24 protein-coding genes and 1 riboswitch are annotated in these 23,570 nt (G+C 53.6%); all 24 genes read right to left on the bottom strand.

The annotated features are described in order from the left end of the window. Nucleotides 1-169 precede the first annotated feature (169 nt). Nucleotides 170-1,603 carry a HAMP domain-containing sensor histidine kinase gene (locus FPZ45_RS02870; protein WP_144698147.1) on the bottom strand — a complete coding sequence of 478 codons (1,434 nt, stop codon included), beginning with the start codon at nucleotides 1,601-1,603 and terminating at the stop codon, nucleotides 170-172. Between the two features lie 3 nt (nucleotides 1,604-1,606). Next, a complete protein-coding gene (locus tag FPZ45_RS02865) occupies nucleotides 1,607-2,320 on the bottom strand; it encodes a response regulator transcription factor (RefSeq protein WP_144698145.1) in 714 nt (237 codons plus the stop codon). 42 nt (nucleotides 2,321-2,362) lie between these two features. Next, entirely contained in the window at nucleotides 2,363-3,589 is a 1,227-nt protein-coding gene (gene ccsA, locus FPZ45_RS02860; protein WP_144698400.1) for a cytochrome c biogenesis protein CcsA, read from the bottom strand. A gap of 32 nt (nucleotides 3,590-3,621) precedes the next feature. Beyond that, nucleotides 3,622-5,334: a cytochrome c biogenesis protein ResB gene (gene resB, locus FPZ45_RS02855; protein WP_144698143.1), complete on the bottom strand. Its 1,713-nt coding sequence runs from the start codon at nucleotides 5,332-5,334 to the stop codon at nucleotides 3,622-3,624. A 29-nt stretch (nucleotides 5,335-5,363) separates the two neighbouring features. Next, nucleotides 5,364-5,891, bottom strand: coding sequence for a redoxin domain-containing protein (locus tag FPZ45_RS02850; protein ID WP_144698141.1), 528 nt, complete (start codon nucleotides 5,889-5,891; stop codon nucleotides 5,364-5,366). Nucleotides 5,892-6,288: 397 nt separating this feature from the next. Continuing rightward, nucleotides 6,289-7,056: a pseudouridine synthase gene (locus tag FPZ45_RS02845; RefSeq protein ID WP_144698140.1), complete on the bottom strand. Its 768-nt coding sequence runs from the start codon at nucleotides 7,054-7,056 to the stop codon at nucleotides 6,289-6,291. Between the two features lie 21 nt (nucleotides 7,057-7,077). Next, a complete protein-coding gene (locus FPZ45_RS02840) occupies nucleotides 7,078-7,575 on the bottom strand; it encodes a spore maturation protein (protein ID WP_186438209.1) in 498 nt (165 codons plus the stop codon). Between the two features lie 38 nt (nucleotides 7,576-7,613). Further along, nucleotides 7,614-8,288, bottom strand: coding sequence for a nucleoside recognition domain-containing protein (locus FPZ45_RS02835; protein WP_144698136.1), 675 nt, complete (start codon nucleotides 8,286-8,288; stop codon nucleotides 7,614-7,616). A gap of 3 nt (nucleotides 8,289-8,291) precedes the next feature. Continuing rightward, entirely contained in the window at nucleotides 8,292-9,506 is a 1,215-nt protein-coding gene (locus tag FPZ45_RS02830) for a D-alanyl-D-alanine carboxypeptidase family protein (RefSeq protein ID WP_425456939.1), read from the bottom strand. A 170-nt stretch (nucleotides 9,507-9,676) separates the two neighbouring features. Beyond that, nucleotides 9,677-10,150 carry a GerW family sporulation protein gene (gene ytfJ / locus FPZ45_RS02825; RefSeq protein WP_144698396.1) on the bottom strand — a complete coding sequence of 158 codons (474 nt, stop codon included), beginning with the start codon at nucleotides 10,148-10,150 and terminating at the stop codon, nucleotides 9,677-9,679. A gap of 95 nt (nucleotides 10,151-10,245) precedes the next feature. Continuing rightward, nucleotides 10,246-10,932 carry a DUF2953 domain-containing protein gene (locus FPZ45_RS02820; RefSeq protein WP_144698134.1) on the bottom strand — a complete coding sequence of 229 codons (687 nt, stop codon included), beginning with the start codon at nucleotides 10,930-10,932 and terminating at the stop codon, nucleotides 10,246-10,248. A gap of 66 nt (nucleotides 10,933-10,998) precedes the next feature. Beyond that, nucleotides 10,999-11,616 (bottom strand): SMC-Scp complex subunit ScpB, encoded by a 618-nt coding sequence (gene scpB / locus FPZ45_RS02815; protein ID WP_144698132.1) that lies wholly within the window; start codon nucleotides 11,614-11,616, stop codon nucleotides 10,999-11,001. Beyond that, complete coding sequence (locus FPZ45_RS02810; protein ID WP_144698130.1) at nucleotides 11,585-12,376, bottom strand: segregation and condensation protein A; 792 nt, start codon at nucleotides 12,374-12,376, stop codon at nucleotides 11,585-11,587. The genes scpB and FPZ45_RS02810 overlap by 32 nt, the downstream gene beginning before the upstream one ends. 48 nt (nucleotides 12,377-12,424) lie before the next feature. Continuing rightward, on the bottom strand, nucleotides 12,425-12,895 hold the full coding sequence (ribH, locus tag FPZ45_RS02805) for a 6,7-dimethyl-8-ribityllumazine synthase (protein WP_144698128.1): 471 nt from the start codon (nucleotides 12,893-12,895) through the stop codon (nucleotides 12,425-12,427). A 62-nt stretch (nucleotides 12,896-12,957) separates the two neighbouring features. Beyond that, the gene (locus FPZ45_RS02800; RefSeq protein WP_144698126.1) at nucleotides 12,958-14,178 is read right to left on the bottom strand and encodes a bifunctional 3,4-dihydroxy-2-butanone-4-phosphate synthase/GTP cyclohydrolase II; all 1,221 of its coding nucleotides are present in this window, start codon (nucleotides 14,176-14,178) and stop codon (nucleotides 12,958-12,960) included. A gap of 14 nt (nucleotides 14,179-14,192) precedes the next feature. Beyond that, complete coding sequence (ribE, locus tag FPZ45_RS02795) at nucleotides 14,193-14,861, bottom strand: riboflavin synthase (RefSeq protein WP_144698124.1); 669 nt, start codon at nucleotides 14,859-14,861, stop codon at nucleotides 14,193-14,195. 3 nt (nucleotides 14,862-14,864) lie between these two features. Then, nucleotides 14,865-16,016 (bottom strand): bifunctional diaminohydroxyphosphoribosylaminopyrimidine deaminase/5-amino-6-(5-phosphoribosylamino)uracil reductase RibD, encoded by a 1,152-nt coding sequence (gene ribD / locus FPZ45_RS02790; RefSeq protein ID WP_144698122.1) that lies wholly within the window; start codon nucleotides 16,014-16,016, stop codon nucleotides 14,865-14,867. Nucleotides 16,017-16,370: 354 nt separating this feature from the next. Then, nucleotides 16,371-16,571: riboswitch (FMN riboswitch) on the bottom strand. A 127-nt stretch (nucleotides 16,572-16,698) separates the two neighbouring features. Beyond that, nucleotides 16,699-17,130 (bottom strand): peptidylprolyl isomerase, encoded by a 432-nt coding sequence (locus FPZ45_RS02785; protein ID WP_144698120.1) that lies wholly within the window; start codon nucleotides 17,128-17,130, stop codon nucleotides 16,699-16,701. 55 nt (nucleotides 17,131-17,185) lie between these two features. Next, complete coding sequence (locus tag FPZ45_RS02780) at nucleotides 17,186-18,160, bottom strand: TolB-like translocation protein (RefSeq protein WP_144698118.1); 975 nt, start codon at nucleotides 18,158-18,160, stop codon at nucleotides 17,186-17,188. Nucleotides 18,161-18,280: 120 nt separating this feature from the next. After that, the gene (lysA, locus tag FPZ45_RS02775; RefSeq protein ID WP_144698116.1) at nucleotides 18,281-19,612 is read right to left on the bottom strand and encodes a diaminopimelate decarboxylase; all 1,332 of its coding nucleotides are present in this window, start codon (nucleotides 19,610-19,612) and stop codon (nucleotides 18,281-18,283) included. Between the two features lie 140 nt (nucleotides 19,613-19,752). Next, nucleotides 19,753-21,357 (bottom strand): spore germination protein, encoded by a 1,605-nt coding sequence (locus tag FPZ45_RS02770; protein WP_144698394.1) that lies wholly within the window; start codon nucleotides 21,355-21,357, stop codon nucleotides 19,753-19,755. Nucleotides 21,358-21,396: 39 nt separating this feature from the next. Beyond that, complete coding sequence (locus tag FPZ45_RS02765) at nucleotides 21,397-21,798, bottom strand: stage V sporulation protein AB (RefSeq protein ID WP_144698391.1); 402 nt, start codon at nucleotides 21,796-21,798, stop codon at nucleotides 21,397-21,399. 16 nt (nucleotides 21,799-21,814) lie between these two features. Next, complete coding sequence (locus FPZ45_RS02760; protein WP_144698115.1) at nucleotides 21,815-22,465, bottom strand: stage V sporulation protein AA; 651 nt, start codon at nucleotides 22,463-22,465, stop codon at nucleotides 21,815-21,817. 343 nt (nucleotides 22,466-22,808) lie between these two features. After that, complete coding sequence (gene sigF / locus FPZ45_RS02755) at nucleotides 22,809-23,567, bottom strand: RNA polymerase sporulation sigma factor SigF (protein WP_144698113.1); 759 nt, start codon at nucleotides 23,565-23,567, stop codon at nucleotides 22,809-22,811. Nucleotides 23,568-23,570 lie beyond the last annotated feature (3 nt).

Genomic DNA, 23,570 nt, shown 5'->3' with positions numbered 1-23,570 from the left:
GGTGCCACTCCGCTACTAGCGATGTTTTTCATCGTATTTACTCGTGACTCGAGTTCCACGAGAGGAAAGTGCGATGTTTTTCATCGCTAATCAGCCATAGGAGCGAACAAAAAAACGCGCGCGGAGCTTCATCGCCTGATGGCGATTGAAGTACCGAACGCGTCGATCATTAGGATGAAGCACTTCGCGTAGTTGTAGGAAGCAGTATCGTGAACGTCGTGCCGACGCCGATCTCGCTGACCGCCCCGATCGTTCCTCCGTGGGCAACGATCAGGTTTTTGACGATCGCGAGTCCCAGCCCGGTGCCGCCACTCGCACCTCTCTTGCGGGCTTTATCCGCCTTGTAGAACCTTTCAAAAATATAAGGCAAATCTTCGGGCGGAATGCCCTGGCCCTCGTCGATGATTTGAATCTCAATCCATTCGCCATCATCTTTTTCGACCCTGGACGCCCGCAGTTCGATAGAAGCTCCTGAAGGCGTATGCCTGAGCGCATTATCCATCAGATTGGTCAACACTTGCTCGAGCCGGTCTCCGTCCCCCGCTTCCAGCATTAAGGACGGATCCTCTTCCGATTTCGACAGCGCAATCTGCCGCTCTTTCGCCAGGGCGGCGAATTTCCGATACACTCGGGACAGCAAAGCATTCATGTCCAAGTGCTGGAAGTTCATCTCCAAGTACCCGGCTTCCATTCTGGCGAGATCGAGAAGATCCTTCACCAGTCTGCCCATCCGCAGCGATTCGTCGTGGATGACCTGTACGAGCTCCCTACGCTCTTCCGGAGAAGCCGCAATGTCGTCCATGAGCGCCTCGCTATAGCCTTGCACCATCGAGAGCGGGGTGCGGATCTCGTGCGAGACATTGGCGACGAAATCTTTGCGCATCTTGTCAACGCGGAATTCCTCCGTGACGTCACGCAGCACCGCAACCGCACCGCGAACGGAATCCGTCGCGGCGAGCGGCGTCATTACGACCGACCAGACGCCGCTTTTGACATGCACCTTGGCGGTCAGATCGTTACCGGTGGCGATGACGTTGCGGAACGATTCGCGTAGCGGCCCCGGAACGTGCGCATCGCGTACAGGAGCGTCTTCATCGGACCAGTCCACCGAGTTCCATTCCTCGATCAGGTGTTGTCCCTGCGGGTTGGTCAGGATGACTTCCCCTTCGGCGTCGAATGAGATGACGGAGTCGGTCATGCTTCTGAGCACGCTGCTTAGATGGTCCCTCTCATGCTGGATATCGCGAATGAGCGTCTGAAGCTCGGAAGCCATCTGATTAAACGTGTTGGCGAGTTCGCCGATCTCGTCCTTCGAACGGATAGCGACCCGGGTCGTGTAATCGCCCTGAGCGACCCTGTTCGCGGCGTCTGTCATCTCCCGCAGCGGATTCGTAATCTTCGTCAGCAGGAAAAAAGCGAAGAACGTCGTCAACAAGAAACCGACGATTCCCGAGTAAATGAACAAATGTTTGATTTTTACGGGATCGGAAAATTTTAAATCGATATACTCCAGCAGGAACAGACCGATCGTAATAATGACGACTCCGACTAACCCCATAATTGTCAGCCACATCTTACCGACGACCGATCTCCAGATCACCATCGCTTACTTCGCCGCCTCCAGCTTGTAACCGACGCCCCAGACCGTCGTAATCATGGAAGCCGCTTCCGCGGACACGCGGTTCAGCTTCTCCCTTAGCCGTTTCACGTGGGTATCGACCGTTCGCAGATCGCCGAAGAAATCGTAATTCCACACGTCTTTCAGCAGTTCTTCGCGAGAGAATACCTTGTCCGGCGTGCTCGCCAAATAATGCAGCAGCTCGTATTCTTTAGGCGTCAGATTTACCTCCTGGCCGCTTGCAGTCACGCGATGCGCATCGTGCTCGATGACCAAGTGAGGGAAAACGATATTGTTGCTCGTATTGACTTCTTTCGACAAGAACGCCGTAGCCGAAGAACGGCGCAATATCGCCTTAATCCGGAAAATAACCTCCCGAGGGCTGAAAGGCTTAACGACGTAGTCGTCCGCGCCGACCTCGAAGCCTTGCACGCGGTTGACTTCCTCGCCTTTAGCCGTGAGCATCAGCACCGGCGTCGCCTTCTGCTGGCGCAAACGGGTGCACACTTCGATCCCGTCAATGCCCGGAAGCATCAGATCGAGCACGATCAGATCGAAGTCGCTGTCTTGCGCTTTGCGCAGAGCCGTTTCTCCGTCCTCCGCCTCTTCGATTTCATAACCTTCCTTCTCCAAGTACATCCGTAGCAACCGACGAATTCTTTCTTCGTCGTCTACGACCAATATTCGACTACCCGTATTCATGCGTCAGCACTCCTCTCGGTTCTTAACCGTCTATGGGCGATATTAAGCCCCCGCGTACGAATGCAATCCGGCAATGACCAGATTAACTCCGACTAGCGTAAACATGACAACCAGGAATCCGATAACCGCCAGCCATGCCGATCGCGTACCCTGCCATCCGCGCGATAAACGCAAGTGCAAGTATGCACTATAGAACAGCCAGGTAATGAGCGCCCATACTTCCTTCGGGTCCCACCCCCAGAATCTCGACCAAGCGATCTGCGCCCAGATCATAGCGAAGATGAGCGCGCCAAGTGTAAAGATCGGAAATCCGATCGCGATAGCGCGGTAGCTGATTTCCTCCAAATCGTCCGCATCGATGTCCGACAGATGAGGATGAATGGCGGCAGTCAGTTTCTTGCGCGCAATGAGACGAAGAATGCCGTAAAGAATAACGCCGGCGATGACAGACCAGATGATCGTATTAAGCTTGCGGCCCGCATTCACCCCGTTCAGCCAAGACGGCGCTTCAACTAACGGTTTGCTCATGCCGAGGAACGGCTTGAACACAACAGTTTCACTGTTATACGGCGCGACGAGCGGCGGAAGACTATATTCGACTTTATTGACTTCCGACAGCGCCGTGCCGTCGTCTGCGATCGTAACCTTCTCTTGCGTAAAGCTCGCCTCGTAGCCCGCTCCGCGGAACGCGAAGACGGCTACGATGAAACCGACCAAAACGATAATGACGAACAAAGAAAATTCCGTCCAGAACTGCGAGCGTCTGCCCGCCTTGTCGGTACGGGTAAAGTCGACGACCCGAATGAGCTGCACGAGCGCGGCTGCGAAACCGACTGCGAAGAAGGCTTCGCCGGTTGCGGCCGTCGTGACGTGTATTTTCAACCACACGTTGTTCAATGCCGGAATAAGAGGCTGCACTTCGGAAGGAAAGACCGATGCATAAGCGACGATTATTACGACAAGCGGCAGCGCGAACGCTCCTAACAGCATATTGCGATAGATTAGATGTACGATAATAAACGCGAACATTATCGCCATTCCTAGGAACGTCATGAACTCGTACATGTTGCTTGTCGGAATGTGTCCCCCGCCGTACCAGCGAGTGAAGAAAAACGTCAAATGCGCGATCCATCCGACAACGGCAAGTCCGAAGCCGATCTTCCCCCATCGATTGGCATGATCCTCGGGTTTGCGGTTGCTCCAGCGTTTGCCGCCGACCGCGATCGCAAAGGTGATAAAAGACGCGCAGTATAAATAAAAGGCAACCATAAATGCGTCACTGCTAAAATCCAGCCACCACTTCAACGTGAATTCCTCCTGTTATCAAGCGACTTGGGCGATACCTCGATGCCGGAACGGCCCAGCGCCCACGCGACGTCCGCCCTTAGACCAAAACTATTTTTGTTCGTATGTCCGCCAAGCGACAGCTTGTCTCCATCGACGCGAAGCCAGATACGCCTGTGCTGCCAATAGAATCCCATGATCAGGCCGATCATGGAGATCGCGGCCCCGACCCAAATATAAGGCATCGCCTTATCCACACGAATGTTCAAATAGGTCGTATATTCGGAGTACTCGATATTGTTCATTTTACCATCGACAATCGGATTTTCCACCTTGACTGCGAATCGGCCCGTATTGTCTCCTCTTATCTTAAAGCTTTCGTTAAGAACTTGCTCGTAATATTTGCTTTTCTCATTCGGCAATGGGAAATAGATATAGATTTCCCCCTTGCTCTGTACGCCGGGACCGAAAATTCGAAACACGAAAGCCGGATTGTTCGGATCTCTCGATTTCGTCATCGGCCTTTTCTGTTCATCCAGGCTGAAATCCGGATAATAATCGTTCAATTTAAGCGTATAGTCGCCGACTTGGAATTGATTCCTATCGGGGTGATCCATCAGTAGATCAAACGTACCAAAAGCTTCGCCTGTACCGACGTCCAGTAGCGTCGGATGAACGGAAATCAAGCGAACTCGTTCCTGGTAACTATTCTGGTATATGCTCAGCCCTTTATACGTCAATGCGCTATTGACGCGGATTTCGTGCTGCATGACCTCTTTCAGAACAGGCTCTGCCAGCGGATCGTCGCAAGCGTCGGTACATTCGTACAAACGGGCTTGCGTCTCGTAGAGCTTGACGACTTTTGTTCCTTTCTGGTTGTTCGCCAGTTCGGAATCATTGTAATAATCCACGGTGAACTTATCGCTCTTTAAATAATAATTCGTACCGGGGATTTGCCGAGTTTCACCTTCGTATAAAGAAAGATACTGGTCCATATGCCATGAGGGGATGCTCCTGCCAAGCACCGCCAGTAGAAATATAATCAGGCCGATATGGTTGATATATGGCCCCCATCTGCTGAACCGGTTTTTCTCCGCGAGCAAAGCGCCGTTCTCCTGCCATACCCGATAACGCTTCCGTTTCAGTTCTTGACCGAAGCGGCCGACCCACTCTTTCGGTTCGTCCTTCAGCGTTCCGACATAGACGACCTGCTGGCGCGTAATAAATTGCAAGTGCTTGCGGATCTGTTGCTTGCTTAGCGCCCGATAAAGCGGCAGCACCCGATCCAGGCTGCAGACGACCAGCGACGTGCCGATCATGACCAGCAGCGTAATAAACCACCAGGACTCGTATGTTCTGGATAAGCCGAGCGCGTGGTAGATGACGCCGACCGTCCCGTACTTTTCTTTATAAAAGGCGGCGAACTCCGATCTTTCCGTCATATTGATGAGCGTGCTTTCTTGCTGGAAGATCGTCCCTAGCGACGCGCCGATCAACGTAATGACGATTAAGTATACGGCGATTTTGACCGATGAGAAAAAGTTCCATATCCGGTCAACGACATGCGGATTCGCTTTCTGCGACCTTCTCGCCACGCCGTCGTATCGCATTTCGAGCTGCGCGTTCTCGTCCTTGAGCAGTCCCTCGTCAAGAGGTTTGCCGCACGATTCGCACAGCACGGTGCCGATGGGGTTCTGATGCCCGCATTCGCATTTGGTGTTCTGAAACAACGGTCAGGCCTCCCTTGTTGACATTGCGACTAAGATTGCATAAGCCGCTCTACGCGCTTCTCAATCTCGTCCTCGGTCAACAAACCGCCGATAACAACCTCTTGAATCTTCCCCGCTGGGGTGATGAAAAATGTCGTCGGATACTGTTTGAGACCGTATGCTTTTTCCGTTTTTTTGTCCTTGTCGAGCAAAATGGGGAAATCAACGCCGATTTGGCGAATAAAGCTATCCACCGTTAATCTGTCTTCGCTGAGATTGATCCCGATCAACTCGAGGCCTTGCCCTTTCCACTTCTCGTATTGCTGCTGCAAAGCGGGCATTTCGTTGCGGCAAGGCGGACAGAACGTGCCCCAGAAATTAATGATAAGCGGCTTGCCTTCGTAGTCTTTTAATTCATGAACTTGGCTGTTCAAGTCGGCAAGCCGAAAACTCGGCGGCTTGTCGCCTTTCGCCAGCACGACGCTCTTCGTAAACAGCGAATTACCGATCGCGAAACCTCCGATCAGAAGTACAAAAGCTAAAATGACGTATTGAATCGGTTTCCGATAACGTCCCATCGTTTTCACACCACCTATAAATCCGTTATTCCCATTGTAGCCGAACGCCTGTCCGTCAGCAATCAACCACTCCCCAGTATACGTTGATTTTGCGCGGGTTTTAGCGAGTTTGTTTGTCAAAATTAGTACAATGTAACGATAGGCCCGGACGCGTTGTAGATGCTTCGTAGATCCTGCCTCGCAGCGGCGTCGCAACGCATAAGTAGTACGGAATATTCGAATATCACGTCCCGTATTGGACCAACTCAAGAGAATAGCACGATTTAATCGAACATCTCGCCTCGCGCCGCACAATCTAAAGAGAGTTGCACGAAAAAATCGAACTTCTTGTCACGCACCTGGCTAAATGCAACAAAAAAAGAGCGATCACTCGCCCTTTTCTGCCTGCTAGATGTCGTTAATCCTCTACTTCCGTGGTGCTTTCTTGCCCTGACACCGCGATGCCCGCTACGGACTCTTGGAGCATCTTCAACTCAGCGGCGGTCAGCTTTCTATGCTTGCCCCTCTGCAGATTGTTCAGGTGCAGTCCCCCGAAGGTAATCCGTTTCAGCCTCGTTACGGGGTGATGAATCGCATCGAACATTCTACGCACTTGCCGGTTGCGTCCTTCGTGAATCGTAATGGCGATCGTCGCGTACTTGCCGTCGGGATCGATGTCGTGATATTCGACTTCCGCCGGAGCGGTCATCCCGTCCTCCAGCTTGATGCCCTTCTGCAATTTCTCGAGCGCGTTCCCATGCGGCACTCTTTCAACCGTGGCATGGTACGTTTTCGGGACATGGTGGCTCGGATGCGTCAACTTATGGGCAAGATCGCCGTCGTTCGTGAGCAGCAGCAGTCCCTCGGAGTCGTAATCGAGTCGTCCGACCGGGTAAAGCCTTTCCTTGACTTCCTTCAGGTAATCGGTCACGACGCTCCGTCCTTTCGGATCCGAGACGCTCGTAATGACTCCCTTAGGTTTGTTGAACAAAATGTAAATCTTCGCTTCTTTCTTGATCGGCTTGCCGGATACCGTGATCGTATCGGACGCGGGATCCGCTTTAACGCCCAGTTCGGTTACGACTTTGCCATTAACCGTTACTTTTCCTGATGTAATTAATTCTTCGCATTTGCGCCTCGATGCGACGCCGGCGTTCGCGAGAATTTTCTGCAATCTTTCTTCCACGGTCTTTCACCTCATCCCCCATCATACCAAGCCGAACAATAACCAGCAAGCGGCGACGGCGGCAAAAAAACCGACAACATCGGAAAACAATCCGACTTTAAGCGCATAACGGGATTTCCGAATGCCTACGGCGCCGAAATATACCGTAAGCACGTACAGCGTCGTATCCGTGCTCCCTTGAACGGTCGAAGCGATGCGCGCGGCGAACGAATCCGGACCGTGTACCTTGATCAAATCTGTAACGTAAGCTAGCGACCCCGCACCCGTAATCGGCCGCAGCAAGGCAAGAGGCAGTACGTCGCCGGGAACGCCCACGCTTTCAAACAAAGGCTTGATCAAGCCGACGAACGCGTCCATCGCGCCCGAGGCGCGAAACATGCTGATCGCCGTCATCATCGCGACGAGATGCGGGATAATGCCGATCGCCGTGCCGAATCCGTCCTTAGCACCGTCGATGAAAGCTTCGTATACGGGAACTTTGCGGAATGAAGCATATAAAGGAATAAATGCGATAAGCATCGGAATCGTCCAGGTCGACACGAGCTGGATGAACGCGATCAATACGTTCCGCCCCCTCCCGCGGACGCCGAAGGCGGAATGACGGATACAGGCGCCTCTCGGCGCCCTGGCTTCGCCGACGATTGCGACGGCGGGATTGTATTCCGGCTTCGATACCATCTATCCGCGAGAATCGCCGCCCCCGTCGCGACAATTGTAGCTAGAAGCGTGGGCGCAACGATCTCCGCCGGATGAACGGAACCGAAGTTCATCCGAATAGCGATGATCGTCGTCGGCACGAGCGTGATGCTTGCCGTATTCATCGCAAGCAGCGTACACATCGCCGGCGTTGCGACGTCCGGATTAGGATTCAGCTTCTGAAGCTCTTGCATCGCTTTGATTCCCATAGGCGTAGCCGCGTTCCCCAATCCGAGAAGGTTCGCACTCATATTGGAAAGGATGTACCCCATGGCCGGATGATCTCTGGGAACGTCCGGAAACAACCGTCGAATCGCAGGAGCCATAAGTTTGGCTATTTTGCCGACCAGCCCCGCATCTTCGGCGACCCGCATCAATCCCATCCAAAACACGAGAATGCTGATAAGTCCCAAGCAGACCGTAACGCCGGTTTGAGCGCCTCCGAACGCCGCCTCCGCCACTTTCTCCATTTTGCCGTTGGCCGCCCCGAACAAAACGCTGACGACCATCATGCCCATCCAAATCCAGTTCACCATCGGTTATCCGCCTCCTAGCATGAACAGAGCTTTAATGGCCGATCGCAGCGCGGCGGCGAAGGACATCCGGTTACGGCCCTCCGCCGATGTCGGTCGTTCGTTTTCTTGTCGGCCCATCTGCTCCAGTTCCGGGTCGGCCACGAGCGGAAGAGCGCCGATCACGCGATTATCCAAGACAAAACTTATCTGTCCGCGATATCCCAAATTATAGTGGACCGTGCCTTCTTTAAGGCGAGCGAGACGAATTTCGAGCCGATCTCGTTCTCCTTTGGCGAACGGATAGTCAAAACTTCCGGAAGTTTCAAACGGATATCCTTTGACATGTTCCCCATCTTTGGCGACGTTCGTTAACGGAAAATGGGCAAATCCGTAATCGAGCATTTTCCGATGATCGGCCCAGTCATCTCGATCGTTCAAGGTTACCGCAACGAGTTGCTGTCCGTTTCTCGTCGCGGAACTAACAAGCGTGCGCAACGCCTGCTTTGTATATCCCGTCTTTACGCCGTCGGCGCCGTCGTACATGGTCAGCATTTTATTTTTATTGACCCATTTGTAATCCCAAGACTCATTCGGATTCTGCGCGGTCTTGACCCGGGTTTTGACAATTTCTTTAAATTCGGGATTATGTAGCGCATAAACGGTCAACTTCGCCAAATCGTTCGCGGAGGAATAGTGCCCCTGCTCGTCCAGTCCATGTGGGTTCATGAAATGGCTGTGAGTAAGGCCGATTTCATCCGCTTTACGGTTCATTAAAAAAGCGAAACCCTCGACCGATCCTCCGACATGCTCGGCGATGGCTACCGCGGCATCGTTGCCCGATCGCAGCATCAGCCCGTACAGCGCGTCGCGAAGAGTCATTTTCTCGCCCGCTTTCAAGTATAAAGAGGAGCCTTCTTTGCCGGCAGCTTTCTTGCTGACCTCGATCGTGCTATCCAATTGTCCGTGCTCGATCGCGACGATCGCGGTCATGATTTTCGTCAGGCTGGCGATTTTCATCGGCTCGTCCCCGCGCTGGCTGAACAGGATTCGTCCGGACGCGACGTCGGCCAGCGCGGCGGCCTTGGCTTGATTGGACGGCGGTTTCGGCAATGCGAATCCCCCCGACTCATCGACCGCTTCGAAGCCCGCAGCGCTTGTAAATCGCACGGCGGACAGCAGCAACATCACGATCAGCGGGATCATTCCCATCCTGCGAAAAAAACGAATTGCTCGGGACATGGTGAACATGCGTTTCCTCCTCGGGCAGCGATCGGCTTCAGTGGAATCGATTATGATCGCGCTCCTCGCGAAAGTTCATGTCACCATTTTATGTATGCATGTCCTAAAGTATGTGGAGTTGTATGCATAACGAAAAACCGGCCCGAATGGCCGGTTGCGGATGAATTACTTTACATATAGCGGTCGTTGGAAGAATCCGAGACGTTCCGGATCGCATCCGTCGATGCGTCCCTCTGGAACATGCTCTTCAACTTATCGACCCACTCCGGCGCAGCGTCGATCAACCGCTCGATAATATGCGTCTGGTTGTCGAGCGGGACAACCTTTACGCCTTGCGAGCCAACAACGAGAAAAGCGATCGGTGTGATCGAGACGCCGCCTCCGCTGCCGCCCCCGAAGGGAAGCGATACAGATGCGTTATGGGCGTCTTGCCCGTTTGCCTTGTGGCCATGCTCGCCCGAATCTTCATTCGCGTTAAATTCGCTGCCGCCCGCCGCAAAGCCGAAACCGACTTTGGAGATCGGCATAATGACGCTGCCGTCCGGCGTTTGTACGGGTTCGCCGACGATCGTGTTGACGTCCACCATATCCTTAATATTTTCCATGGCGGTTTGCATAAGGCCGTTAATCGGGTGCTGAGACATCATCAACTCCTCCTTTCGTGTACCTAATTTGCCCGAAATCCCGTATCGATTATGCGTCGAATCGACAACCCTCTTCTGCCATCTTCATGGCTTGCTCAAGCTTCTTTCGGCGGTGTCGTTAGGCTGCGCCACGCGCGAATGGCTCGCCTGATATGAACCGTATTTGATCCAAGTCGAATTCCCGCCCATATAACGGCGAACAGGCGAATTTGAAAATCCGCTTCCCACACGGCCGTAAATTCGAGTGACGAATAATTCGGCGATACTTCCCCGCATGGAGAAGTTCTGAACGTAATGAATTGCCCCGCGGCTCCCGAAGCTACGCCCGAAACGGCCCACAGCAGTCCGGCCATAACCGCCGTCGTCGCCGCATCACCCGTACCGACGCGGAAATCAAGGCGCCACCGGGTGCACTCCACTTTTTTTAGCGAGCTTCTCGCCCATCGTCTGAAACTTCTCGTGGAAGATAACAGCGAGCGATACGCCCGACTATGACGACGCAGTGTTCCTCTTCCGATTCTTCTCTTATTTTTGGCGGCATTACCGTGACCTGCCAGCCCCCCTTCCTTACGCTCGCGATATACGACATTCCAACCGCGAATCACGACGGAAGGCATCTCTATTTGGTATTGAAATAAGCCATGCAGCGCCCTAATAACGATAACGAGCTGATCCAGCCGGCCGCTGCGCGAGTAACGGACTCGAAATCGGATTCGCGAGAGTAACGCTCCGGCAACAAGGAGGATAACGACCGCGAGCGCGATCCAAAGCCAGAAGGCCATACTTTCCCCGCCTTTCCTAGGGGTAGTATGGCCTTCTGGATATTCTTCATTCTGTCTACCGGAATTTCAATCCGTTTCCAATTCCCGATCGAGATCCTCAAGCGAAAGCTGTCGGCCTTCGATCCGGTCGAACAGCATTTTCGTTCGTTCTTCGAGTTCGTCGTCTCCGTCTGTTAACGAAGGCTCCGGCAATCCGGCAATGTTCGCCAAACCGAAATAATCCAAGAATGATTTCGTCGTTCCGTACAGGATCGGCCTGCCTAACGCTTCCGCTCTTCCCTTTTCTTCGATCAGATCCTTGTTGACCAAATGATGCAGCGGCCGCTCCGCTTTGACGCCACGAATTTCCTCGATTTCGACTCGCGTTATCGGCTGTCTGTAAGCGATAATCGCAAGTGTTTCAAGCGCGGCTTGCGACAAGGCGGAACGCGAAGGAGAATAAGCCAATTTCTCGAAATAAGGAGCATGCTCGATGACGGTCGTAAGACGATAACCGCCGGCTACTTCGGCAATACGAATGCCGCGGTTTTTCTTCGCCAGCTCCTTCTGAAGATCCTTGAGCACGTCCTTGACGACTTCCACGTCCGTCTCGACGACCTCCGCCGCCGTCTTGGCGCTGATGCCTTCGTCGCCCGAGACGAACAGCAGTCCCTCAAGTACTGATTTCAATGTCGAGTAATTCATCGTTATCCTCTCTTCCCGTCCAGGTCAACACAATCTCGTCGAACAATGCGTTTTGATGGCAGGATATCCATTTGCGCTTCATGAGTTCAAGAATGGCCAGAAACGTGACTACGATCTCCTCGCGCTCGTCCCCTTCCCCCAACAATTGGGAGAAAAGCAGCCTTCCCTCATGGGATCGGCTTTTCAGCGTATCTATGATGTTCCGGATGCGATCTTTAACCGAAATCTCATCTTTCCGAATCGATGATACGCGGGAACGCCCAGCCATCCGCCGCATCGCCTTCTGAAAAGCTCTTACCAGATCGTCGACATGCAGCCCTTCGACCGGGTTTGTCTGAACAACCTTCTCGAACGGCGACAAGTCGGCCGGTTCGCGAGTATAAACCTGGCTTCGATCCCATTCCTTCTCGCGCAGCTGTCCGGCGACCGATTTGAACTTGCGATATTCGATCAATTTGCGAATGAGTTCTTCGCGCGGATCCAATTCCTCGTCGTCATCCACCGTCAGCCACGGTTCTTCGGTTACCGGAGGCTTCGGAAGCAATTGACGGCTCTTCATGGAGAGCAGCGTGGCCGCCATGACGAGAAACTCGCTGGTAATGTCAAGCTCAAGCTCCTGCATAGCCGCCAAGTATTCCATATATTGATCCGTGATATCGCTGATCGAGATATCCTGAATATCGATTTCCGCTTTGTCAATTAGATGGAGCAGCAAATCGAGCGGCCCTTCGAACGTTTCTAGCTTGTACAGCATTGCCACGCGGGTTTCTCCTCCTGCCTAACGCTTGTTCCCGATTGTTCTATTTTATTAGCCCGTAATCGCCCGCGTCAAATTCGCCATCTCGATCGCTGTGGAAGCGGCCTCCCAGCCCTTATTGCCGGCTTTCGTTCCCGCGCGTTCCACCGCTTGCTCGATACTATCCGTCGTCAGTACGCCGAAAATCGTCGGCACGCCCGTCTTGAGCGAGATTGCGGACACGCCTTTGGCCACCTCGTTGCAGACGTAGTCGAAATGCGGCGTAGAGCCGCGAATGACTGCGCCAAGTGTTACGACTGCGTCGTATTTGCCGCTTTCGGCCATTTTCTGAGCGATCAGCGGAATTTCGAATGCTCCCGGCACCCAAGCGATCTCGACTTCGTGATCTTCCGCGCCGTGGCGTTTGAACGCATCCAACGCACCTCCAAGCAGCTTGGAAGTAATGAATTCGTTAAACCTTCCGACGACGATTCCGTATTTTAACCCTTTGGAGATTAAGTGACCTTCGTATACGATTGACATTTTATTCATCCTCTCATGTATCTTTCCATTATATTGTAAAAATCTAAGCTCTGCAGCAGATCTTAATTCGGCTCTCCCTTAAAGGAAAGCAAATGCCCGAGCTTTGCTTTCTTCGTATGCAAATAGCGGGTATTGTCTTCGTTTTCTTTCATCTGGATCGGCACGCGCTCGACCACGTTCAGACCGTATCCTTCCAACCCTTTGATTTTGCGCGGATTGTTCGTCAGAAGACGGATATCCTTCACGCCAATATCCTTCAAGATTTGCGCTCCGATTCCATATTCCCTCAAATCAGGAGCGAATCCCAACTTGATATTCGCGTCCACGGTGTCCAATCCCTGCTCCTGGAGCTCGTATGCGCGCAATTTATTGATGAGGCCGATACCGCGGCCTTCCTGCCTCATATAAAGCAGCACGCCTGAACCTTCCTCGTCGATCTGCCTTAGCGCGGCTTCCAATTGCGGACCGCAATCGCAGCGATGGGAATGGAACACGTCCCCCGTCAAACATTCCGAGTGCACGCGGACGAGTACCGGCTTGGAACTGTCGATCTCGCCTTTAACGAAGGCGACATGCTCCTTATGGTCTACGTCATTCGTATATGCGATCGCCTTGAACGTTCCGAAGTCGGTCGGCATTCTGACTTCCACTTCTCGATTGACGAGCTTCTCCTTCTCGTTGCGGTAACGGATCAGATCCTTGATCGTGATCAGTTTCAACGAATGTTGGGCCGCAAACGCTTGAAGATCGGGCAATCTAGCCATCGTTCCATCTTCTTTGATGACTTCGCAGATGACAGCGGCCGGAGTGGAGCCGCACATTCTGGCGAGATCGACCGCAGCTTCCGTATGTCCCGCACGCCTGAGCACGCCGCCTTTCTTGGCGATCAGCGGGAAAATATGGCCGGGCCTGCGGAAATCTCCAGGCTTGGCGGCCGGATCGATCAGCGCCTTCACGCTAAGTGAACGCTCGTGCGCGGATATTCCCGTCGTCGTTGATACGTGGTCGACGGAAACGGTAAATGCCGTGCCGTGATAATCCGTATTGTGACTGACCATCGGTGGCAGGTCAAGCGTTTCCGCCATCTCTGGCGTCACCGGAACGCACAGCAGGCCTCTCGCTTCCTTGATCATGAAATTGATAACCTCCGGCGTCGCTTTGTCGGCCAATGCGATGAGGTCGCCTTCGTTCTCCCGGTCTTCGTCGTCCACGACGATGATTACCTTGCCTCTCATCAAATCATATATCGCTTCTTCGATAGGGTCAAAATGATTTTGCGACATATCTATCGCTCCTTTCACATAAATCCATTATCTCGCAGGACCGACTCCGTTAACCCTCTCCTTTGGCCAGCTGGAGGGCCGCTCTCGCGCATGCTAAGCAGATGATCGACATATTTACCCAGAATATCGCACTCGATATTTAGGGACTCCCCTGGATGCTTGTGCTGCAGTACCGTCTCCCGCAGCGTGTGCGGGATGATGGAAACGGTGAACCTCCCGCCGTCCCGATCAACCGAAACGACCGTAAGGCTGATCCCGTCTAGTGTAACCGAGCCTTGCTTCACGACATGCCTGAGCATTCCGGGATCGCGCGGTTCGATCTCGAACACGACGGCATTAGCTTCCGTGTATCTCCCTCGAATCGCCCCGGTTCCATCCACGTGGCCTTGAACGATATGTCCGCCGTATCTTCCGCCGGCCATCATCGCCCGCTCCAGATTGACGAACGAGCCGGGTTTAATGGCGTTAAGGGTCGTGTGCCGGTAGGTTTCCGGCATCACGTCGACGGAAAAAGCGCCGCCACCGAATTCGACAACCGTCAAACATACGCCGTTAACGGAAATGCTGTCGCCGAGTTTAACGTCCGAGAGTACTTTGGAAGCCGCGATGACCAGAATCATCGCTTCGCCTTGGCGTTGCACCGAACGAAGTACGCCCATCTCTTCAATAAGTCCCGTAAACATGGCTCAACTCTCCTTCCCCAAGTAATCCGCAGTTCCGCTGCCTTCCAGTTCGCCGGCGACTGGTCTTACCGGATATCCAGCAATGCACCAATCTTGTCCGGAGCTCTGCATCGTAACATTTTCGAGCCGCAACGCATCGGACATGAATTCCGGCCCCTTGAAAGCAAACGCGGAAGGCGAGCCTTCCCCTCCGACAATGATAGGGGCATAAAACAACATAATCTTGTCGATTAGACCTGCCTGGAGCATAGCGCCGTTCAGCACGCCACCGCCTTCCAGCAGAATCGAGCCGATTTCCCGTTTCCCCAGTTCGATCATCGCTTCGATCAGATCTACGCGATCTCCGGAACCGACGCGCAGCACTTCCGCTCCAAGCGCCTGAAGCCGGGTGGCTTTTTCTTCGTCAGTCCGTACGGTCGTCAAGATGATCGTCGGAGCCGAATCGTTTAGTGCCCTGGCGGACTCGGCAATTCTCAGCTTCGAATCGACGACGATTCTAACCGGGTTCAACCCCGGAACTCTTAAGCGCGTCGTCAGTTCGGGATCGTCTGCAAGCACCGTCTCCACGCCAACCATTATGCCAACATGTCGATGCCGAAGCGTGTGCACCGCTTCCCTGGACTGCTCGCCGGTAATCCATCGGCTGTGGCCCGTACGGGTAGCAATACGGCCGTCCAGCGACAAAGCCGTCTTTAAGGTCACGAACGGCTTGCCTGTTCGGATAAACTTGTTGAACGCTTCATTCTGGAGAACGGCTTTCTCTTCCAGTACGCCCGTCTCGACTTCGATTCCCGCTTCTTTGAGCCTGGCGATTCCGCGCCCGGCTACAAGCGGGTTCGGATCAACCGCGGCGACGACGACTCGCGCCACGCCCTCCTCGATGAGCCTTTCGCAGCATGGTGGCGTGCGCCCGTAGTGGCTGCAAGGCTCAAGCGTCACATAAGCGGTCGCGCCTCTCGCATGCTCTCCCGCCATATTCAAAGCGAGTACTTCCGCGTGCCCTTCACCACGCCGCAAATGCGCGCCCATTCCCACGATGCGGCCATCTTTGACGACAATGCAGCCGACGACGGGATTTATGCCGGTTTGTCCGGTAGCGGCTTCCGCCATATTTAAAGCCAATTGCATATAGTACTCATCATTCAATCGTTCCATGAGCCCCTCCCTTCCGACCGGCCTGTTGGCCGGCTGCGCCTCTTCGAGGTGTTTCAGCAAGCCGAAACAAACAGAAAACCCCCAAGGAATAATATCCCGGGGGTGGTAGATGCACAGCGAAAAATAAGCCTACAGGTCGTGTCCCGAAAAGCAAGGGGTACAGCAGCTTATCGGGAGTCACCGAACAAACACATCGTTTTACCTCGAATGCTTGAGGAAAATCGCTATGCTGAAGCATGCTGAATAAACCCGTCATTATAGCAGGATTGTGAAAAAAGGAACAATCCGTTCCGACAGTTAGCGGATATCGGTCCTGCCATAACGTTGCTCTTCTATCGCACGGCATGGCCGCTGCGCTTCCTTCTCCCATCCAGACTGTTACTGTCGGTCCCGGATTTGCACCAGGTCCACCGAATCGCTTCCGCCGGTTGCTCCGGAAGAAGGCAATATCGGGTCACGGACTGACTGCGGTATGACCGACGCGGCTATCACTAGCCGGCCGTTTAACCGCCGATCACCGTCGGTGGGGAATTGCACCCCGCCCCGAAGGATAAGCAACTTATTTTATGAAAGTGTACCACCATGCCCAATAAATTGCAAGCGGCGGAGTCGGATATAAAATAGGAAAAGAGGCTGCCCAAGCTTATCGCTTAGAACAACCCCTTGAAATCAAAAGCTTACTCTACTCGTCCGATACTTTTACTTCAGCCATTTTTTCGCCGCCCTTAAGAGCATCGACATGCTCCATCCCGGACGTCACCTTGCCGAAGACGGTATGTACGCCATCCAAGTGCGGCTGCGGATTGTAGCAAATATAGAACTGGCTGCCACCGGTATTCGGTCCACGGTGCGCCATTGCCAGACTGCCGCGCTCATGCTTATTTTTGTTATGCTCGCAATTGATCGTGTAGCCGGGTCCGCCGGTACCGTTGCCGTTAGGGCAGCCGCCTTGCGCGACGAATCCCGGAATAACGCGATGAAACGGAATGCCGTCGTAGAAGCCTTCGTTAGCCAGCTTCTCGAAGTTGGCGACCGTATTCGGCGCGTCTTGGTCGAACATCTCGAGAACGATCTCGTTGCCGTCGGCCATTTTGATAACCGCTTGTTTAGCCATAATGTGAAGTCCTCCTTAAATCATATCGCCTTATTGTACAACATTATGGCTATTCTCACCACTTGAAGCCTTCCGGCTTGTTCAGCCTCGGGTACGAATCCGTCCCGGAAGGGTACCGTTTCACGTCTGTGTAAGCCGATTTGGCGATATCGTAAACCAAAACGCCTTGCTGCACATTGTAGTCATCGTCGGTAAACGCATAGGAGAGCATCGCTTTTCTGCCTTTCGGATCCCATTCGACCAATCGGTTATACGGATCGGGTCTTCCTTGCTTGTCCGCCGTGTAAAGCTTTTTGCTACGGAGAAGGTCGAATACGCCGGGCTGCAGCAAAGAGTCTCCCGTCGCGGGATCGATAAGGTCGACGTTGCCCCATATTCTGCCTCCGAACTCCACGGCTAGCGCGCGGCTATCGGGCGACCAGACTAGACGTTCAATGCTTGGCCATTCTCCTGGCAGGGGATTCACGGCACGCGTCTCCGAATCGTAAATCCATACTATCCCGTCGTTGTAACGCGCTTCGTTGTAAAGATGAAAGGCCGTTCGCTTCCCATCCGGCGAGCGCGAAAAAGCTTCGTCGTCGAAATCCCGTTCGAATACGTGCAGCGCGAATTGCGCCGCCTGTTTTACGCCGTCCTTCTTGGACTTCGTTAACAACTTCAAAGCGTCGAGCGCTTCCTGCTTATCTTCGCGGTAGTCGAACCAGATCATCCTATTGCAAGCGTACCATTGGACATAAGGATTGGAGTGCCTCAACCCTTCCAGATAAAATCTAAACATATCGGGTTCACTGGCAGAATCCAAGATAAAAGTGCCGTTATCGGGGTGCTTGGCAGCGAGCTCGTCCCATACGGAGAGATGGTTCACCCGCTCGGTTCCTGCGGCGGGCTCGATTGCCGCAACCGGCGAGACCGAATCCGTTTCCTCGGCAGCTTGTATAGGCAGCTTCGTCGAAGATGCGGGAGACCCGGATTGGCACCCCGCAACGAGCAGTATGCCGGCTAAGCTAATGACTTGTATTTTTCTCATCATGTTATTGCCGAACCTCCAACCAGAAATTGTCATCTAATAATTCGCTCTTCTGGATCGTTTTCCCTCCATGAAACGACAAAAAATCCGCGCCCTATATTGGGACGCGGATGAACGATCATGTTATTTGGCTACCGCTTGTTTCCGCAGACGCTGCGGGATCAAATCGTTGCCGATAATGTTGTCGTAGGTTTCGCGGGCGACGACCAAATCCGCTTGACCGTCCTTCACGAATACGACCGCCGGACGGCGAATCCGGTTATAGTTGCTCGCCATCGCGTAATTGTAAGCTCCCGTGCAGAATACCGCGAGGAGATCTCCGGATTGAACGGCCGGCAGGTTCAGATCCCAGATGAGCATATCGCCGCTCTCGCAGCATTTGCCCGCTACCGAAACCAGATCATCCGGGCGATCGTTGGCGCGATTCGCAAGCACGGCCTCGTACTTGGATTCGTAAAGCGCCGGACGCGGGTTATCCGTCATTCCGCCGTCTACGGCGATGTATTTGCGAACGCCCGGAATATCTTTGCTTGTCCCTACCGTATACAAAGTCGTTCCAGCGTCGCCCACGATGCTGCGACCCGGCTCGATCCAGATTTCCGGCAATGGGAAGTTCGCGTTCTCGCAAGTCGAACGGACGGCGTCGGCAATCGCTTGTACGTAAACGCCTACCGGCAGCGGTTGATCGCCTTCCACATACCGGATGCCGAACCCTCCGCCAAGGTTAAGAACGGTGAACGTGTAGTTCAGCTTATCGCGAATGTCCACGGCGAAGCCGGATACTTTCTCCACCGCCATACGGAAGCCTTCCACTTCGAAAATCTGCGAACCGATGTGGGAGTGAACGCCGAGCACTTTCAGGTTAGGCAGACCGAGCGCGGTTTCGATTGCCTGGAAAGCCGTTCCGTTGCCAAGATCGAAACCGAACTTCGAGTCCTGCTGTCCGGTGGAAATATAATCATGCGTGTGAGCTTCAACGCCCGGCGTAATGCGAAGCAAAATGTTAACGCGTTTGCCATGATCCGCGGCAAGCGCGTTTAACAGATGAAGCTCGTTAAAATTATCGACGACGAAACAGCCGATTCCCGCTTCTAGCGCCATCTCGATTTCTTCCGGCGTCTTGTTGTTGCCGTGGAAGTGAATGCGCTCGGCTGGGAAACCCGCTTGCAGCGCCGTATATAGCTCTCCGTCGGAGACGACGTCAAGGCTCATGCCTTCCTCTTCTACGAGACGGCACATCGCCATTACGCAGAATGCCTTGGAGGCATAAGCGACTTGATGGCGCAATCCCGTCGCGCGGAACGCATCCATGAACTCGCGCGCCCGTTGACGAACGAGGGACTCGTCTACAATGTACAGAGGCGTTCCGAACTCCTTCGCTAGACCCGTAACGTCGCAGCCACCGATTTCCAGATGACCTTTGCTATTTATTTTGCTCGTTCCATGCAAGAACATATCCTTTATTCCCCTTTGGCGAATTTTCCGGTATCGGTCCCATGTCGATTCCATTCCGGTGTTTGTACTTTACAACTCAGTATAGCGGAAAATAACCTGCGGGGAAATGGAGGATTTGCCGCAACATTTGCATATTATCATTACACAGGTTGCTTGCGCGTTTTTTTCGTCCGGTAGATCGACAACCGCTTCTTGTTCGCTGACAGCGGCAGCCTAAAAATAATATTGCCGAAAGCAGCGGCGTTAAAAGGCAAGAACGGCCATAAATACGGAGCATTAAAGGATCTTTCGAACGCCAGGAACAGGAAGACGAGCGTCGACGCCACGACAAACCCGATCTCATGGAAAAAGTAAACGACGAGCAGCAGCCCCAGCCTGATAATCCGATTGGCCAATCCCAGCTCGTAGCTCGGGGTCGCGAACATTCCGATCGCTGAGACGGCCATATACAGAATCACCTCGTTGATGAATAAGCCCGTCTTCACCGCGATGTCCCCGATCAGAATCGCCGACAGCAGCGTCATAGCCGTTACGAGCGGAGCGGGCGTATGCACGGCGGCAAGCCGCAGCAAGTCGACGCCGACTTCCGCGATCAGGAACTGGACGATCAGCGGAATATCGCCGACTTTGTCCACCCCCACGAACCATAACCAATCCGGACGTAGCGCTTGTTTTTCATTGAATAAGTACCATAGCGGCATCAGGAACAGCGAGACCAGTATTCCGAGATACCTCACCCATCTCATGTAAGTGCCCATGAACGGATTTTGCCGGTTCTCCTCGGCATGCTGCACAAGATCAAAATACGTCGTCGGCAGCAAAATTGCGCTGGGCGAAGTGTCCACGATCACGGTTACGCTCCCGTCGAGAAGCTGCGCGGAGACGACGTCGGGCCGCTCCGTGTAGCGAACGAGCGGAAAAGGACTCCATCTGCTGCCCACCGTCATTTCTTCGAGCTGTTTGTCGGCAAGCGGCAAGCCGTCGATGTCGATGGCCCTGATCTTGTCGCGTATCGATTCGACCAGCTCTACGTTCGCGACGTCGTCGATATATCCGATGCAGACGTCCGTCTGCGTGCGCCGGCCCACCTTTAAGATTTCGAAGCGCAGATTGGGATCCCGGAGCCTTCTTCGAACAAGCGCCACGTTTACGAGCAGCGTTTCCGTAAAACCGTCTTGGCTGCCGCGAACGACTTTCTCTAAAGACGGCTGCTCCGGATTTCGCGCGGGGAACATTTTGGCGTCTATCATCAATGCCGCCGGTTCCCCGTCAACGTAGAAAGCGGTATTCCCGATCAGTACTTCATCGATCATTTGCGGGAACGAAACGGTTTTTTTGATCTGGATCGCCGGAACATAACATTCGAGAAATGCCTGAAGCGCGTCGTGATCCATTCGGGATTCGGGATCCAAATAAGACAATCTCTTGATGATTTCCGTCAATGCGGTATCTTTGGCGAATACGCTGAGAAATAACATCCCGACGCGCCGGCCTCCGAAATTCATTTCGCGGATTTGAACCTCGAAGCTTTTGTCGAGTCCGATGGAGGCTTCCAGCATTTTTTTCCAATCTTCGATATTGTCCGGTATTCGTTGCTGCGATTTTCTCGCTTGCTCGGACGCCGAAGGCATCGACTCTTTCTGCCGTTCCCGGCTGCCGGAGTCGCGATTATCCTCCGAACCATTATCGCGGCTATTACGCTCATCGGACGGCCATCCCGGCGGAGCCGAATGTCCTAGATCCATGCTGCCATGTTCAGTCGTTTCCAATTGCGTTCACGCTCCTTATGGGTGCAGCCACAGCCAGTCTACAAGGGATCCCGTCACCTTCCCCAACACCATAGCCATCAACAGCGACAACAAATAAGGCATCAGCCTGAGTCTTTTGGTTACGATCGGAATAACGTTAAGCACTTCCGTGAGCGCGGCCGCGAACATCCCGACGAACAATCCCTGAAAAACGGAAGGAAGCAGCAACACCGCGGCAGGCAGCCGAAAAGACCATCCGAACAGATCCGCGCTGCTCCAACACATAACGCCGAATAATATGCCGGATTCGAATACGGCGGAACGACGATACGCTCTTGTCAATTGAACGAGCCGAGGAATCAGATCCAGAACGATCAGCAGGGCGACGAAGGCGCTCCCTACCGCGAACCCTCCGGCCAGACCTACGACTCCCAACATTGCCCCCCGCAAAGCCTCAAACACCGTCTTCTCCCGCCTCGTTCTCGTGCTTTTTGCGATACTCTTCCGTGATCACGTAGTGATTCACGTTCTCCTGGTACATGAACATCTCCACCTCCAACGGGTTTGGCTCATCGTTCATGCGTTTGCGCAGAAGCCTATTGAAGAATAGCAGCATGCCCATACCGATGCCCAGTGAATACGGAATCTGGAACAGCCAAGGATGCGATTCCGCGTTTCCGGTGACCAGTTCCGTAATCCGACGCTGCACCGCGGGCATGTTCACATCCGCGTGGAAGTTCATCATCGCCATGCCCGAGCCGAAAAAAAGCAGCAGCCAAGCCAGTATGAGCATGATTTTCCGCGGTTTCACTTCGCCCGCCGGAGAGATCTCTAGCAGCACATGGGGTTCCCCGAACGTTTCAATGACCATGCCAGGCTCCGATTCCCGGATCGCTTTGACCACCTGCAGCATATCGATCAAGAGCAAGTTGCCGTCTTTCTCGGATATCCGATGTAACGGCAGCTTCTTCAGACGTTCCTGTAAATCTTCCTCCGCAACCAGTCTGGCGACGTCTCCTAAGGAGACGGTCGAGCGGGGACGCACGACGGCTCTACGGCGCATCCGAACGTAGACGACTTTGGACTCCTCTCTCGTACGCTCCATCGACTCTCCCTCCCCGGCGGCATTTCGCTTAGTATGGGGAAGAAACCGGCATTGTAACCGGAAAATAAGAAAACCGTCAGGGATAAGTTCGTTCCCTGACGGTCCTTATGAGTGAGTTCGCTCCTTTTAGCGATGTTTTTCATCGTACTTGCTCCCCATCAGCCCACCGCGAGGCGGAAGTACGATGTTTTTCATCACTAATCGCCCCATGAACCAAAAAACGAAAAGGATGAAGACCTGCTTCATCCCCGGAAACTTATAAATTCTATACTGTAGATAAAAACAAGCCGAACGTCGGAATTTGCTTTCCGACGTTCGGCTTGTACGTATACTCTCTCGCCTGCTATTGCGCGATCTGGTCTTTAATGTTTTGCAGTATTTTTTTCTCGAGCCGGCTCACTTGGACTTGCGAGATACCGAGCCTGCCGGCGACCTCGGATTGAGTTTGATCGCGGAAATAACGAAGATAGATAATCAGCCTCTCCCGCTCGCTCAGACCTTGGATCGCTTCCGTCAGCGCAAGCTTATCGAACCAGCGCTCTTGCGAATCGTCGGCGATCTGGTCCATCAGCGTAATCGGATCGCCGTCGTTCTCGAACACGGTCTCGTGGATCGAAGACGGAGGTTTATTCGCCTCTTGGGCGAATACGATTTCTTCCGGAGTCACGCCGATTTCCTCGGCGACTTCCCCGATGGTCGGCGCTCGGCCGAGCCTCTTCGACAGCTCGTCCTTGACTTTGCGGACCCGGTTCGCCATTTCTTTCAAGGAACGGCTGACCTTCAGAGTTCCATCGTCGCGCAAGAAGCGCTGGATTTCGCCGATGATCATCGGCACCGCGTAAGTTGAGAACTTCACGTCGTAAGAAAGATCGAACTTGTCCACCGACTTGAGCAGACCGATGCAGCCGATTTGAAACAGGTCGTCGCTGTCGTAACCGCGGTTGGAGAATCTCTGTACGACCGACCATACTAATCGAATATTGCTATTTACGAGCGTATCCCGCGCGGTCGAATCTCCGGATTGACTGAGCGCAATTAGACGTTTGACCTCGCTGTCATCCAAATAAGCCGGCGGAGACGATCGTTTCCATTCCGCTTCCATGCC

Origin of the sequence: Cohnella terricola (genome assembly GCF_007786475.1) — a bacterium.
GTDB classification, from domain to species: domain Bacteria; phylum Bacillota; class Bacilli; order Paenibacillales; family Paenibacillaceae; genus Cohnella; species Cohnella terricola.
Note: the sequence above shows the minus strand (reverse complement) of the source record. Positions and strands in the feature narration are given on the sequence as shown.